Genomic DNA, 15,819 nt, shown 5'->3' with positions numbered 1-15,819 from the left:
TAAAGGATAATGGTAGATGCCAAGAATATATAATAAGTCGTGGCTGGATGATGATACAGTGGCTGCCTGGATTTTTCTTGCTCCAGCATTAATTTTACTCGGTATATTTTTAATTTGGCCGATCGCCTATTTGTTTTATCTCAGCTTTACTGCTGGTAGTTTCACGACAAAAGGTATTTACTGGGTATTTCTGAGAAATTACTCGCGCTTGCTACTTAATTCAGATTTCTGGCAAGTTATAGGTAATACAGTATACTTTACTGTGGCTACAGTTATTCCTAGTCTAGTGATTCCTTTAGGACTTGCCGTACTATTAAACCGCACTTTTGCTTTACGCGGAGTGCTGCGAACCGCTTATTTTCTGCCCTCAATTACTTCCCTTGTCGCTGCTGGGTTAGGATTTCGCTGGCTATTTCAAACACAAGGACCAATTAATTCTCTGTTAAATACGATTGGTATTCAACCAATTCCTTGGCTAGGAGAGACATTTTGGGCAATGCCCGTACTAATTATATTAAGTGTTTGGAAACAACTTGGTTTCAATATGGTGGTGTTCCTTGCAGGGTTGCAAGCTATTCCCGAAAGTCGTTATGAAGCAGCAGAACTTGATGGTGCTAATGCTTGGCAACAATTTTGGCATGTTACTTTGCCAGGATTACGACCTACTTTAATATTCGCAACAGTTACTACTGTCATTTTCACGTTGCGCAGTTTTGAGCAAGTTTATGTTATTACTGGTGGTGGACCAATAAATTCTACTAATTTGCTGGTTTACTATATTTACCAAGAAGCTTTTAATCAATTTGATTTTGGCTATGCGGCAGCAGCGGCAACAGTACTTTTAGCTGTGACGTTAGTGCTAGTTTATCTACAGTTAAAAACTTGGGGTGAAGAAAGTTAGCCGAATCATATTTGTAGAGACGTTCCGGCGGAACGTCTCTACAGGGTTGGAAATAGGAACCCAGTTTTGTTCTCAATTATTAGAATACAGTCGAATTACAGAAACAATTATTTCCCCGTCGTTATCATCTACAAAAGAATCGAAGAAGAAAGCACAAAGATTTGATGTCTCCACGACTTCTAATGTGAGTGTGTCGTCATATCCATTTAATGATGACCAAGTTGCAGGTACTAAAAGATTAGTCTTTTTATTGATGATTCTGCCATAAATCCAGAGTAAAACAATCGGTTGGTTGGTTAGGCTGGCCTCGCTTTCGCCAAATGAGCCGCTTTTAATCCGCACCACGTAGATACCAGGCTCTAGGGTTTTGGTTACTGCCGTTTCTTGGAGCTTTCTCATCTGCTCATTACCAAGTAAGAAGCAGTTATGGCGGCTATGTATGGTAAGGTGTTGAACCTTACAGCCTGAGCGCTGAGTAACACGGTTGTGTTGTATTTCAAAGGAAGGTACTCGCACATGGTTGGAACGAGCTATTCTCAACCATTGATCTGAACTTGTGACATAGCCAATCTCTGCGACATAATCGCGATCGCCTACTGGAACTGAAACCAGGCACTGTTTGCTGCTTTCGTCACAGTTGTAGAAATACACATTCTGGGCTAGTTGCGTATCTAGGTTAATGTGCGTCGCATCGTAAATTCTTAACTGAAATGTTTGTCCTCCTTGGTGGTAAGCAGTTTCTCTTTCTGCGCTTTCGACGAACCATTGCACCCAAAGGTTCTGCTCACTGTCATTAGTGACAGCAACTCGACTTTGAGTTTGTGCTGTGCTGCTTTCGTGGATAGTATTGTTGATTTGGTGCTGCGTAATCTCGTCATGGGAAGTTACGCCGACAATCCGCACAGTATTAGAACAAGCTAGTCTCAACCACTCCTCATCTTCAGTCAAGTAACCAATTTCTGCCACGTAATCGCGATCGCTTGCTGGCAAAGATATTTGGTAATCTTGAATGTTTTCATCGCATTCGTAAGACTGGACAATCCGGGCTGGTTGCGTATGCATAGCTGTGTTAGTTGCATCATAAATTCGCAACTCGAATTGTTGTCCACCCTGCTGTAATGCCCACTCTCGATCTGCTGGTGGAACTAACCATTGAGCATTAGCCTCGGTTGAGCTAATCGGTTCTAATGTAATGCGACTACTGAGCGAGTGTCTCCGAACTGCACCTGTGGCAATTGCTCCTGCCACTGCTGGAATAGCGATGTTGAGATTGGACTGGTTGTTTGTTAAATTGTTTGGTGATTCTTGGATGCGAGTGGGACTAGAAGTTGTGGTGGTAATTCGCACACGGTTAGAACGGGCTAGTCTCAACCACTCTTCATCTTCAGTCAAGTAACCAATTTCTGCCACGTAATCGCGATCGCTCTCTGGCAATAATACCTGCTGCTGTTGAGTATGTTCGTCGCATTCGTAGGATTGCACAATCCGGGTTGGTTGCGTATCTTCATCTATGTTTGTCGCATCGTAAATTCGCAACTCGAATTGTTGTCCACCCTGCTGTAGTGCCCACTCTTGATCTGCTGGCGGAACTAACCATTGAGCGTTAGCTTGGTTTAAGGTGCTTGGTTCTAAAGTAATGCGACTACTGGGCAAGTGTCTCGCTGCTGCACCTGTGGCAATTGCTCCTGCTGCTCCTGTAGCTATAACTCCTGCTACTCCGGGAATGGCAATGTTGGGATCTAGCTGATTTTGTGTCAACCCATTTGATCCGGTTGTTGTTAATAATCTTTCTCTAGGTTCAACGGGATCAACTTCTGGCGGTTCTGGTATTTCTGGTGTGATAGTTTCTGATATTGAATTCACTCTCACTGTATTTGATCGAGCTAGAATCAACCACTGTCCCCAGGTTGTCAGGTAGCCAATTTCTGCTACGTAATCGTGATCGCTTTGAGCAATAGGTATTATCCTTTGTGAGCGCTCCAGTTCGTCGCAATCATAAGATTGCGTACTATATAGTAGTGGTGTATCCAAATTAATGTTTGTTGCATCGTAAATGCGCAACTGAAACCTGCGTCCACCCTGCTGTTTAGCTGCATCTCTATGTGCTTGTGGCGCAAACCACACAGCTTCTGCTTCTCGTGAATCCCGCAATTCTAATGTAATATTACTAGCTAGTGCTTCTGTTGGCTGCTGTTCTGCGTGATGAGTTGGCTGCTCGACTGGGGGTGCTGCTATCCGCACAGGATTAGAACGGGCGAGAAGCAGCCACCGATCTTCAGGAGTGACGTAACCGATTTCTGCCACATAGTCGCGATCGCTTCTTGGGATGGATATCAGTCGCTGTTGGCTGATTTCATCGCAGTCGTAAGACTGCATATTATGTGGTGCTTGTGTATCTAGATTAATGCCCGTGACATCATAAACACGCAGTTGGAATTGCCTTCCGCCCTGCTGTTTTGCTAAATCCCTGTCTGCTTGCGGCGCTGACCAAATAGCATTAGCTTCTCTTAAGTTATGAGGTTCTAATGTAATCCTACTACCAAGCCTTCGCCCTGCCAATATTGCACCTGCCCCCAGTGCACCTGTTGTCAGTCCCGCAATTCCTAGCCCAGTTGCACGATCTACTCCGAAACCAACAGGAGTTACTGGTGTTTCTGAGGGAGTAGTTTCTCTTGTTGTATCCTGCGTGGTAGTGGTGTTTGTAATTGGCGCAGTGGTATCTGTTATAGTTGTATTTACTGAGGTTGGAGGAATAGTTCCTGTTAAATTTGTGTTGGTAGAAGTAGTTCTTGGCGTGGTATAATTGTCTTCTACTACTGCTGTGCCGCCTTGACCTCTTCTTAATAACCACCAAAGTAATCCTAGTAAAGGAATTCCCGCTAGCAATAGAAGCCACCAAGGAAATTCTCGTTCTCTTTCCACTGCAATTGTGTTACTACTACTTGGAGGTACTAGTGCTGTTTCAGTAGTAGCTCCAGGATTGGGAGTTGTTGTTGCTACAGGTGATGCGGGACTTGGTGCAGTCGTCGTTGTAGTTTGACGCACTGCTTCAGCTTCTTGCTGTTTGGCGGCTGCGACAATTTCTTGTCCTGGTGCAGAAGTGGCAAACCCAAGGTAGGCAAGCGTTCCTACTGCTGCATTTTCCTTGCGGGAAACATAGCCACGCGGTTGGGAGTAGGGATAACGGGGGTCATTGGGTAAAGTTTTATGCATGGGAATTACCCTGACATTTGGCAAGTTGATTACCTGATCGGCGATCGCATAACTAATGCCATCTTTACCAAGTGCTTGCACGATTGTTGTGGTATCATCTTGAGCCAAACGGGTTGTATTGGCTCCATTTTTAAAGGGGAATTTTTTGAAGTTATCGTAGGTGCTGAGCGATCGCCGCGTGTCGCTAAATTCTGGATGATCAATAAATTTGATCTGTCCTGGTTTACCTCCCACTTGCTTCCAGTCTGTGATCTCACCTCGAAACATCTTGGCAAACTGGTCGAAAGTGAGGTTTTGATTAAATGGATTGTCTGAACCAACGATTATCGCGATTTTTTCCCGACTAATAGGGGTAGTAATCAGCCCCTGAGCCTTCTCTTGATTTGTGAGCGGACGTCCAACTGCTGCCAAGTTAATGTCTCCGCGTAGGAGTGCTGCTAATGCTTGATCCGTTCCGCCCGATGCCAGTTCAACTTTAGTACCTGAAAACTTCTCTTCAAACCGTTTTTTCAGTGCTTCGTTAATTACCCTCATGCTGCTAGAACCGTCCACTTTCACTGTTGTCCCGCTAGGTAACGATTGGGGAAGTGGGATGGGACTTGGACTGTTAGATTGGGCAAAGACTGGTTCAAGTAAAGTTGATGATAATGACAGTAGCTTGGGGGTAGCCGTCAGGGCAAGCACTACTACCAAAATCTGTACAAACTTTTTCCTGGAGTGATTTTTCGAGCGAAACATCTTCATTAGTTTGAATAACGGTTAGCAGTTTTTCCTTGGGCGAGCGCAAATACCGTTTGGTATTAAATTTTTACAACAGAAATAATTACTTCTCCTTCGTTATCTTCTATATAGCTATCGAAGAAGAATGCGCAAAGTTTTGCGTCTTGCATCACCTCTAAAGTCACGGTATCATCATACCCGTTCAGAGTTGTCCAAGTAGCTTCTACTTCCACATTATTTTTCTTGTTGGCAAACTTGCCACCATAGATCCACAACATCACTAGGGGTTCACCTTTTTGAATATCACCCTGTACGTAGTCAAATGATCCTTCCCGGATTCTAATAACGTAGGTTCCTGGTTCTAAATCTGTACGGACAGCAATTTTTTCTTCTATCGTCTGCATTTCTGCTGGGTTGAGCAAGTAGCAATTGTGCTTACTGTGAACTTTAAGATCGGTAATAGTGCAACCTTCCATAATTGATTAACCTCATCGGTTGTGTTTTTTATATATAAGTATCCCGATTTAAGGATAGAAGTAATTTACCATATTTTGTGACCTGAAAAATTTTCTGGGTTGAAGATATTTTCTGCTCACAGAAGATTTATGAATACTTGAGAAAAGGCATCGGTGAGTGTAAAAGATCCCCGACTTCTTTAAGAAGTCGGGGATCTTTAAAGACTAGTTTTTGCTATTAGCTTCCTGGCAACTGTTGAGGTTGAGCAGGTGACAGTTGTGCGTCCATTGAGATCGGTCTGAACGGTCTGAATGTGTTAATGTCCACGCAGTTGGTAGAATCGAGCTTAGTTCTGAGTTCAGCACTGAAGGTAACTAACTGCTCGACAAGAACTTGGCGATCGGTTAAGCAACCTTTGATTGCCATGAGTTCTCCCAAAGTCCACTCATAGAGATGTCTGTCTGCATTGTTCATGAGCACAGTCATTTCGTTCTTGATTCTCAAGATTTCGTTGAGTAGCTCGTCCACCTTAACGTTGATCGAATTCGCAATCTGGATGTTGAATGTGTCTCTGCCACCAATTAAGTTGATTAGTTGATCAACATTCTGTGTTACCAGATTTATGAATGTTCGATTCCACTCGTTGCGGACGTTCTCAATCTTGGTGTCAATATCTCTGTAGAGGTTATTAATCTTGTTGTTAATTTCACTACTGTTGGTAACAAGGTTAACAATCTCGTTGTTAATTTCCGTGTTGTTGGTGACGCTTTGCTGGAAGCGTTGATCGATGTAGCGGTTTAATTCCTCGTTGTTATTGACAATGTTTTGAGTGAGCAGTTGGATGTTATTTTGGATCTTCTGCTCATAACTGTTGTCAATTTGTCGGCTGACATACTGATTAATATCAGTATTATTGACAATTTTCTGAGTTAAGACTCTGTTGAATGTATCTCTGCCACCGATGACGTTAATCAATTGATCGACGTGCTGTGTTGCCAAATTGAGGAATGTTTGATTCCACTCGTTACGAAGATTAGCAATCTTGTTGTTAATTTCATTACTGTTAGTAACGATGTTAACAATTTCGTGATTAATTTCCGTGTTGTTAGTGATGCTTTGCTGGAAGCGTTGGTCGATGTAGCGGTTTAATTCCTCGTTGTTGTTAATAATGTTTTGAGTGAGCGATCGGATGTTATTTTGCAGCTTTTGCTCATAGCTGTTGTCGATTTGCTGACTGACGTACTGATTTAGCTCAGCATTATTATTGATCAGTTTCTGAGTGATAGTTTGATTGAATGTCTCTCTACCACTGATGACACCAATTAATTGATCGACATGTTGTGTTGCCAGATTGAGGAATGTTTGATTCCACTCATTACGGAGGCTTCCAATCTTATTGTTGATTTCACTACTGTTGGTAACACTTTGCTGGAAGCGTTGGTCGATATAGCGGTTTAATTCTTCGTTGTTGTTGACAATGTTTTGAGTAATCAAGCGGATGTTATTTTGCAGCTTTTGCTCATAACTGTTGTCGATTTGCTGGCTGACGTATTGATTTAGCTCAGCGTTGTTATTAATCAGGTTCTGAGTAATTGCTCTGTTGAATGTCTCTCTACCGCTGATGACATCAATTAATTGATCGACGTGTTGTGTTGCTAGAGTGACGAATGTCTGATTCCACTCGCTGCGCAGATTGTTAATCTTGTTGTTAATTTCGCTACTGTTGCTAATGAGGTTAACAACCTTGCTGTTAATTTCACCACTATTGGTAACGAGGTTGATAATATCACGGCTAGTTTCCGCGTTATTGATGACACCTTGATGTAAGCGTTGGTCGATGTAGAGGTTTAATGCCTCATTGTTATTGATAATATTTTGAGTGAGCAATTGGATGTTATTTAGCAGCTTTTGCTCGAAACTGTTGTCAATTTGAGTGCCAACGTACCGATCAAGATCGGCATTATTATTGACAAGGTTCTGAGTAATTGCGTTGATATTACTGCGGATCTTTTGCTCAAAGGTTTGATCGACTTGCTGATTAACTTGTCTGTCGATGTGCTGGTTGAGTTCTTGCTTGTTGACAATGTTGTTGATGATTAATCCAACATTGCTACGTATCTTTTGCTCAAAGGTTTGGTCAAATTGCTGATCGACATGCCGAGAAATGTACTGGTTGAGTTCCGGCTTGTTGATAATGCTGTTGATAATTAATTCAACATTGCTGCTGATCTTTTGCTCAAAGATTTGATCGACACGCTGATTGACAACCTGGTTAATTCTCTTCGATATCTCAACGTTGATCCTATCTTCCAGCAATCTATCTAAGTAGACTGACAAAGTTTGCAAGTGCTGATTTAGACCAAACTCCATCTGCTGTATGTAGGCATCCATCGTAAACCTGACTTTTGCGACTTCCACAGCCAGGTTCTTGAAGTGCTTCTCGTAGTTTTTCAGCAGCCACTGTTCAAGCTGATCCCAATACTTAGCTTCTAACGTTACATCTTCTTCATCTATCACCTTGATAGATGCATCAATTTGCTGTAACTGTTCTTCCCACTTTTTCTTGAACTCTTCTTCGTTGAAACGGAAGGTGAATTCTATCGAACTGCTTGCACCTACTGGTTCACGTCGGACATATCCACCTGTACCTTCAGTAGTTGTGGTGGTTTGTCCTTGAGTTGTAACAGTCCTTGTTGTGGTAGTTTGTCCTTGAGTTGTAACAGTCCTTGTTGTATTGGCATCTTGCTTCTTCTGGGCTAATTCATTTGCACTCAGTTGCTCTATTGCCAGAATAATTTGCCCTTCGTTATCGTCTTTGTGAGTATCAAAGAAGAATCCTGAAAGTGTAGTTTTTTCTTTTACTTCTAAAACTACTTCGTCTTTAAGACCATTTAATGATAACCAAGTCTCTTCAACTTCAATGTCAGTCAGTTTTGGTGTAAATTTTCCGCCTTTTGCCCAAATTAAAGCCCAAGGTTCTATTTCAAACTTCTTGCTCTCTGACCAATAACTAGCACTACCTTCACGAATTTTTATCCGATAATTACCAGGATTTAATTCAACTGAATTAGCACCTGATTGCTTCAAGCCAGAGAGGTAATTCTCATCAAGTATATAGCTATTACGTTTGCTATCAACTGTTAGACTTTGAGGATTGAAAAATGGTTTATTACTGGAAATTAAAAGTTCAATTGAGCCACTGTTGTCATTATTGTTAAAATCAAAGAACAAGGCACAGACAACTGCTTTGTCTTTAATCTCTAACTGCAAATTATCATTATATCCGTTTAGGGTTGTCCAGGTTGCACCAACCTCATAACCTGTGGTTTTGTTGATAAATTTCCTACCATCAACTCCGTATATCCAGAGTAGGACAAAAGGTTCTCCTTCTGTTGTACTCTTGCTATAACTGTAGCGTCCACCAGCAATTCTGATATCAAAAGTACCTTTCTCTAAAGAAAAAGATTTAGCAACATCTTGTTGCAGGTTGTTCATTTGGTTGGGATCGATAACATAACAATTGTTTTTGGTATCGATAGTTAAAATGCTCATACCCTCCTCCCTGGTAGCTTTAGTTTCTTGAAGAACTTTTGTTTTTTCAGATGTTTCTTGTGTATTTACTACTGGAGTACTTTCCGTTGTTACTACCGTAGCTGGTTCATAAACAGTGATGCCTGCCCAACGACCTGCAGGATCAGTTGTCGCTACTAAAGTTCCTTTTCCAGTGGTAGTATCAATACGGATTAATTGACCGTCTTTACCTAAGTTGAAGAAGTTGCCAGTCACGCCATAGAGAACGTCACCAACAAATTCCATACTGGCAAGATCGGCAAAGCCAATATTGCCTATAGTTTTGACTTCACCTGTATCGAGGTTACAGCTTGCTAATGACTTCTTCTTGTCGTAACCGATCAAGGTAATATAAGCTTTGCCTTCAGCATCAAAGGCAACTTCGCCACAGTTATAGTTTTTGTCTGCTACTGTTGCTACTATCGTACCTTTACTTGTTTCTAGATTAATAGCTATCAGTTGTTTAGCAGTTGTGGCGTAGAGAGTTTGACGTTGACGATGATATGCTAAACCAGAACAAGCAAAGAGAATATTACCAATTACGGTGGCATCACCTGAATTTAGGTCAATTTTGACTAGTTGAGTCTTGTCGCCTTCTCGATCAAGTCCATATAATTGAGAACCGACAAAGGCAATGTCAGAAATCTCTGTAACTATCTCGCTAATAAAAGTGGCTTTACCTGTGACTAAATCCAGAGTATAAAGTTTGCTCAATTCGTTAGAGACACAATCTTGGATATAAACTGCCCCAGGTTTGAGTTTGACAGTTTTTGCTGTGCGGCTACCACAGATAACTTTTTCTAAGACTCCACTAAAACCACTCACAGAGTCTTTACTTGTAAAAGATTGTCCACCTGTTGAGGTGGCAACTCTGGTGTATTCGGTTTTGATCCCTTCTTGATGCTTGCTCTTAGAAGTTCCGAAATAGGTGTGAACACTAACTCCTGCTCCTTGGGCTTTTTGGATAGCCAAGTTTGCAGCTAAAATATCCTTCTGCTCTGTTTTATCTCCACCCCCTTCGAGTGCTTCATCGCCGAGATAAAAGATAGCTCTTGCTGCACCCGATCGCCAATCGAAGTAATCTGAGATATCTTCAATAGCTCTTGCTGCATCTTCTTGCGCTCCTGCTGACTCTAGTTCTCCTCTTCTCCTACCCCGGAGTTTAGACTCAGCCACCTTACATTTTTGTGTCAGGTAGGCTCTAATAGTTTGGTCGAAGTTTGTCCCTTTCCATGTACCTTCTATACCCAACCAAACTACTCTTAAGTCAGAAGGACAGCTAGTTTTAGCTTTGGCGATCGCACTTGCTGCAGCTTCACTCAGAGCCTGTGCTTCATCTTTCATTGAAGGACTAGTATCGATGACGATAACTAAATCCACAGGAAGTGTAGAGCTTGCTTTTTTAGTCATGCTTTTTTCTTTTTTTTGCTTTGGTTTGAAGTTGAAATTGAAGAATTTCATATTTCATCATTCTATTTACTTCTCATTCATTTGCACTACTTATCAATTTTCTTGACAAGATTCTTCATTATTTTCTTTGTTTCCTCCTTTACTATTGCTCATAAAAACTTTCTCTTGCTAATTTACCAACTTTACTATTGGCTTATCACTGTTAGCTATAATCTGTTTTGCATAACTAACTCCTTGCTAACTTATTTATCTTTTTGGTTTTCGTAAAAAAACCAAATTTATTTTTTACTCCGCTTTTCTTATATTTTTCTGATTCAACCTTAACTTATATTATCCTGTTTTTTTTAATAAACAGCTTCTTTAAGATGGGCAATGCCCACCTACGTGTATTTCAAAAATTAATTCTATATTAGCACTGTATAAACTAAACGCAAATAATTTCTCTACTTTGCTTTTGAAACATATCAAACTTTCAAGACTTTAATTGTGCTGTAATTAGCTTTGATTGAAACTTCTAATTTTGATTTTTCATATAGTGCCAACCTTTATTTATTAACTTTATAATACTCTAACACCCTTATGTTATTTTTTTTCAATTATAAATTATCTCATCTTTAACTATTCTATATTATATATTTAATATTTTCTTAAACTATACCTTCGTAGAAAAAGATTTTTTGATAAAAAAGTAGGAAAAGTTATTTTTAATTCCGTCATGTTTACAAAAAATAACAATTTATTATTGTTTTTACTGGATTGCTCAGACAAAAAAGTAGGTTTTGTAAGTTTGGCAGTTTTCCTCTTAAGTAAAACATAATTTTGCCAGAAGTGAATAATTTACTGTTTTTTCAAGCTGAACATCAGGATTAACGAGAAAAATATTGTTAAGGCGACGCTAATTAAAGTTAAGACATAAGCACTACTCTATCAACTTATAGCACTCATCAATAGATTTGTAAACAACTAGTGGTAGGTTTTAACAGGTTAACAGTCAACCCTCAATGGTTGACAGGCACTTGTTACGAACGATTTAGGACTACTATATTGTTTAAATTTCATTGCTAAATGATATCAAAGTTAAATTAACAGTAAAATCCACCAATAGTTTATTAATAATATCTATCTGTAGCAGGAAGTAAGCATCAAAAATATTTTAACTAGGATGTTGTTGAAATTTACATGTATGCAATGTTCAAATAACAAAAGTAGGAAAAGTAGGAAAAGTAGGTTTTTTCTGAAATATAAAGTAGGATAATTAATTAAAGGATGGTAACTAATTGTGGCAAGAAAATTGTATTGGCAATTAAGATTAGTAATCTTACTATTTTTTAGCGCTGCCTTACCGCTCCGTGCTTACGCTCAACTCATACCCGATACCAGCTTAAGAGGAGAAAGTTCTCGCGTCACGCCCTCTAGTGTAGGAAACCTAATTGAAGGCGGGGCAATAAGAGATACAACATTATTCCATAGTTTTACTGAATTTAACGTTAATAACGGACAGCAAGTGTATTTTGCCAATCCTAATGGCATTGCCAACATCTTCACGAGAGTGACAGGAAGTAACACTTCACAGATATTAGGTAAATTAGGAGTACTTGGCAGGGCGAATCTATTTTTAATTAATCCCAACGGCATTATCTTTGGCGCAAATGCTCAGTTAGATGTTGCTGGATCATTTGCCGCAACTACAGCAAAGAGCGTAATTTTTGACAACTATCAATTCAGTGCCACTAACCCAACAGCACCACCTCTACTTAAGATTAATGTGACTCCGGGTCTACAGTATGGATCTGTTGAACCCAAAAGCCAAATTCGCAGCGAAGGTATTTTATCAGTCGGGCAAGATTTAAACTTGATTGGTGACGAGTTGAATTTACAAGGTCAACTGCTAGCAAGAAATGATTTAACCTTAGTAGGGAGCAACACATCCTCCGGCAATTCTCTGCATATTTTGGCAGGAGGTGCGGTAAATATCAACCAAATCACGATTACAGGTGCAGATACAACTGGAAATTCAATTAACCCAACTGCCACACCAACACTTGCTAATGTCAATCTATCAGATGGTACATTTTTTGTAATTAATGGCACGGCTCGACCAACTTTAGATATTCGGGCAGGTATCACTGCTGTAGTAACCCCAGGAACTAGTGGCAGTAATTACACAAATTTAACCCCTGTGGAGAACACCTCTGCGGCAACAAGTGCAAACATCACCATTGGCAGCATTACTGTCACCACTCCCAATGCACTGGTGTTGTTAACAAATCAGTATCACCCTAATGCCTTATCAACTGGCAACATTCAAGTTAACTCAATTAATACCAGTAGTAATGTGGGCAGGGGTGGCGATATCTTGCTCGATTCTAGAAATAATATCATACTGACGCCCTCTGGCTTGCTCAGTTCAAATTCAAGAGCTGGTAATTCTGGCAATATCACGTTGATAGCGAACAATGCCATCTCTGTTGGCAATCAAGCTGCAATTACGAGCAATATATTAGATTCTAATAGCTTCAGGAATGGAGGTAACATAAATATCAACACTCGCTTTTTAACTCTCAACCGTGGAGCACAGATAGAAGCTAATGTTTTTGGCAATGGGGATGGAGGAACCTTGGCGGTAAAAGCCCAGCAGGTGGAACTGATGGGCAGATCGGCAGACGGTCGATTGAGAAGCGGTTTATTCTCTAGACTCAACTCAGGAGCGACAGGCAGGGCAGGAAATTTAATCGTAGAAACCGATCGCCTAGTAGTGCGTAATGGGGCACAAATATCAACTAGTACTTTCGGCAATGGGGATGGAGGAACCTTGGCGGTGAAGGCGAAGCTTGTCGAACTAATTGGTACATCAGCAGATGGTCAATTTAGTAGCAGTTTATTGGCTGGACTCACCCAAGGTGCAACGGGCAAGGCAGGAAATTTGACCGTAGAAACTGACCGCCTAATAGTGCGAGATGGGGCACAAGTATCAACTAGTAATTTCGGCAATGGGGAAGGAGGAACCTTGGCGGTGAAGGCAAAGCTTGTAGAATTAATTGGTACATCGGCATATGGTCAGTCTAATAGCGGTTTATTCGCTAGACTCAACCCAAGCGCAACCGGCAGAGCCGGAAATCTGACTGTAGAAACTGACCGCCTAGTAGTACGTGATGGGGCAGAAATATCAACTACTAGTTTTCGTTCCGGGACGGCTGGCAACATAACAATCAATACTTCCCAGCTATTGATGAGCGATCGCGCTATAATCAGATCCGCTAACCCTTCAGCAGGGAATGGTGGAAATATCACCTTGGCGGGGCTGAATTTATTGCTGCTGAGGAACAATAGCCTGATCACAACGAGGGCAACAGACCAGTCTCCCGGCGATGGCGGTAATATCAGTATTAATGCTCGATTTATCGTCGCCGTTCCTAAAGAAAATAGCAACATTAGCGCCACTGCCTCTATAGGAAGAGGCGGTAACATTAACATCACTACTAATGGCATTTATGGACTAAATCTTCAAAATCGACTCACCCCCAAAAGTGATATCACAGCCTCTTCTAGCTACGGTATTAATGGCAGGCTCGACCTCAACATTTTAAATACTGACCCTTCTAGAGGATTAATTGAATTACCATTCGCTCTCACCGACGCTTCAAACCAAATTAGAGCAGGATGTCCTAGCGATCGCGATGCTCGCCTTGTTTTTACCGGACGCGGCGGCTTACCAGAAGATCCAAGAGGAACGCTACGAGGTACTGTCGTGATGCAGGATCTTCGTGCTAGTGCTGGTGATAGTGTAGCCCATGAGACAAGAACAACACAAAAGCACAAAACCGGAAATTCTCAATTACCAATTATTGAAGCTCAAGGATGGATAATTAATCAACAGGGGCAGATCGAATTAGTAGCACATCTTCCCCAACAAAGCCACAATTCTATGATGGATAAAATTGATTGTACTAAATTGAAATAGGATTCAACACGAGTAGTAGCAGGTTGAGTAAGATGCACATTACAATACAAAAGTAAAGCCCTATAACTAGAAATTTTCACTCCTGCAACAACTCCACAACTACGCAAAATCTGATAAAATGAGTTAATATTTTGACTATACGAGGAGATTACAGTACGGATAAAGACTCAGATATTCGGCAACAGATTAAGGAAATTGCCAGTCGTTATCAACTGTTTCAATGGGTGGAGTGTGCAAGAGCGATCAAGGAATTTTTGATTGCCAGGGGGATATCAGGAAAGCAAATTAAAGTAGATTTAGAATACCAGGATCTTCCTTGGTCAGTTATTTACGATCTACGACGCGAGCAGCAAATTGCAACGAACGGTCATCATGAGGGAATTTCAATTGTCATCAATGGGCAGGAAATAGTGTTCGATAACATTGACCACTATGGTGTTACAAAGGAGGAGTGGTGGCAAAATTTCACCTCTCCCACTGTAGAGCTTGGACGTGGCAGTTTTAATGTTACGGAACTCGACTTTTAATTTGAGGTCTAGATATGCACGATCTTCATATCCTAATTAGGAAAATTAAGAAAGCCCCTTCCATGTATCTGGGAAGACATTCTATTCTGTGTTTACAGGCATTTCTATCAGGTTACAATGTAGCAAAATTCTCTGAAAATGCTTCTTTAACACCTCAAGAGGAGGATTTCAAGCAATTTCCCGAATGGATACGGCAAAAGTTCAATATTCAAACGAGTCAGTCTTGGGCAAGCATCATCCTGTTCTTTTCTGAAGATGAGCGCAAGGCTCTTGATACTTTTTTTGAACTGTTTGAAGAGTTTGTGAATCGCGATTGTACTCCACCTAGCGGTACCGCTCATACAAAGGAATATCAGGTTCTGTCGGCATTAGAGAGCAAAGAAGGCTCGGTTGTTTAGCTATCTGTAGTGGTGCATAATTTTCGCATGGAGATTTTTGTAGATGACGAGCTTACTAGAAGAAATCACTCAAATTCAGCTACAAGCTGACGATCCAGAGGAACAACACATTGTCACAGGGGTAAGTTGGGAACAATACGAGGCGTTTTTATCTAGGTTAGGTGATAGTTCAGGGTATCGGATTACATATTTGGAAGGAGTGTTAGAAATTGTGTCGCCTTCACGTCGTCATGAAGTGAGTAAAAAAAATATTGGCAGGTTGTTAGAAGTTTATTTTGAAGAAAACCGAATACGTTTTTGGGCATTGGGTTCAACTACTTTACGTAAGCAAGAGAAAAAAGGTGGGAAAGAACCCGATGAATGTTACTGCATTGGCACTGAAAAGGAGTTTCCCGATCTAGCCATTGAAGTAGTGTTTACTAGTGGCGGTATCGACAAGTTAGAAGTTTACAAACGTTTAGGAGTGAGAGAAGTTTGGTTCTGGCACAACAATCAGTTTTCTATCTATTCCTTACAAGGAGACAAGTATGAGCAAATCTCCAAAAGCGAGTTGTTGCCCGATTTGGATTTAGCGCTACTAGCAGAGTATGTCATGCAGCCCGATCCTCTAGAAGCTATGCTGGATTTTAGAGCAAAAATTCGTGGTGGTGATGCGAAATAGCG

8 protein-coding genes are annotated in these 15,819 nt (G+C 40.9%); 5 read left to right on the top strand and 3 right to left on the bottom strand.

Going from position 1 to position 15,819, the window contains the following annotated elements; all coding sequences use genetic code 11:
• Positions 1 to 16: 16 nt before the first annotated feature.
• A complete protein-coding gene (locus ICL16_RS19055; protein WP_190830724.1) occupies positions 17 to 901 on the top strand; it encodes a carbohydrate ABC transporter permease in 885 nt (294 codons plus the stop codon).
• A 72-nt stretch (positions 902 to 973) separates the two neighbouring features.
• On the opposite strand, the gene ICL16_RS19050 is transcribed toward ICL16_RS19055, so the two are convergent.
• The 3 genes from ICL16_RS19050 to ICL16_RS19040 form a co-directional block, all read right to left on the bottom strand.
• Positions 974 to 4,852, bottom strand: a complete 3,879-nt coding sequence (locus tag ICL16_RS19050) for a DUF4912 domain-containing protein (RefSeq protein WP_202895616.1) — start codon at positions 4,850 to 4,852, stop codon at positions 974 to 976.
• A 62-nt stretch (positions 4,853 to 4,914) separates the two neighbouring features.
• Entirely contained in the window at positions 4,915 to 5,310 is a 396-nt protein-coding gene (locus tag ICL16_RS19045) for a hypothetical protein (RefSeq protein WP_190830718.1), read from the bottom strand.
• Positions 5,311 to 5,527: 217 nt separating this feature from the next.
• Entirely contained in the window at positions 5,528 to 10,270 is a 4,743-nt protein-coding gene (locus tag ICL16_RS19040) for a hypothetical protein (protein WP_190830715.1), read from the bottom strand.
• A gap of 1,279 nt (positions 10,271 to 11,549) precedes the next feature.
• Here ICL16_RS19040 and ICL16_RS19035 point away from each other — a divergent pair.
• The 4 genes from ICL16_RS19035 to ICL16_RS19020 all read left to right on the top strand — a co-directional run bounded on the left by ICL16_RS19035 (position 11,550) and on the right by ICL16_RS19020 (position 15,817).
• Entirely contained in the window at positions 11,550 to 14,231 is a 2,682-nt protein-coding gene (locus tag ICL16_RS19035) for a two-partner secretion domain-containing protein (RefSeq protein ID WP_190830712.1), read from the top strand.
• 131 nt (positions 14,232 to 14,362) lie between these two features.
• A complete protein-coding gene (locus ICL16_RS19030) occupies positions 14,363 to 14,758 on the top strand; it encodes a papain fold toxin domain-containing protein (protein ID WP_190830709.1) in 396 nt (131 codons plus the stop codon).
• Positions 14,759 to 14,772: 14 nt separating this feature from the next.
• Positions 14,773 to 15,156: a hypothetical protein gene (locus ICL16_RS19025; protein ID WP_190830707.1), complete on the top strand. Its 384-nt coding sequence runs from the start codon at positions 14,773 to 14,775 to the stop codon at positions 15,154 to 15,156.
• 43 nt (positions 15,157 to 15,199) lie between these two features.
• Positions 15,200 to 15,817 carry a Uma2 family endonuclease gene (locus ICL16_RS19020; protein ID WP_190830705.1) on the top strand — a complete coding sequence of 206 codons (618 nt, stop codon included), beginning with the start codon at positions 15,200 to 15,202 and terminating at the stop codon, positions 15,815 to 15,817.
• The last annotated feature ends 2 nt before the right edge of the window (positions 15,818 to 15,819 follow it).

This window comes from Iningainema tapete BLCC-T55 (genome assembly GCF_014698965.1).
In the GTDB taxonomy this organism is placed as follows: domain Bacteria; phylum Cyanobacteriota; class Cyanobacteriia; order Cyanobacteriales; family Nostocaceae; genus Iningainema; species Iningainema tapete.
Note: the sequence above shows the minus strand (reverse complement) of the source record. Positions and strands in the feature narration are given on the sequence as shown.

What these genes read in the sequence shown, in the direction of transcription:
- ICL16_RS19055 (WP_190830724.1), top strand. Translation starts at nt 17, where the DNA reads ATGCCAAGAATATATAATAAGTCGTGGCTGGATGATGATACAGTGGCT.
- ICL16_RS19045 (WP_190830718.1), bottom strand. Translation starts at nt 5,310, where the DNA reads ATGGAAGGTTGCACTATTACCGATCTTAAAGTTCACAGTAAGCACAAT.
- ICL16_RS19020 (WP_190830705.1), top strand. Translation starts at nt 15,200, where the DNA reads ATGACGAGCTTACTAGAAGAAATCACTCAAATTCAGCTACAAGCTGAC.
- ICL16_RS19040 (WP_190830715.1), bottom strand. Translation starts at nt 10,270, where the DNA reads ATGACTAAAAAAGCAAGCTCTACACTTCCTGTGGATTTAGTTATCGTC.
- ICL16_RS19050 (WP_202895616.1), bottom strand. Translation starts at nt 4,852, where the DNA reads ATGTTTCGCTCGAAAAATCACTCCAGGAAAAAGTTTGTACAGATTTTG.
- ICL16_RS19025 (WP_190830707.1), top strand. Translation starts at nt 14,773, where the DNA reads ATGCACGATCTTCATATCCTAATTAGGAAAATTAAGAAAGCCCCTTCC.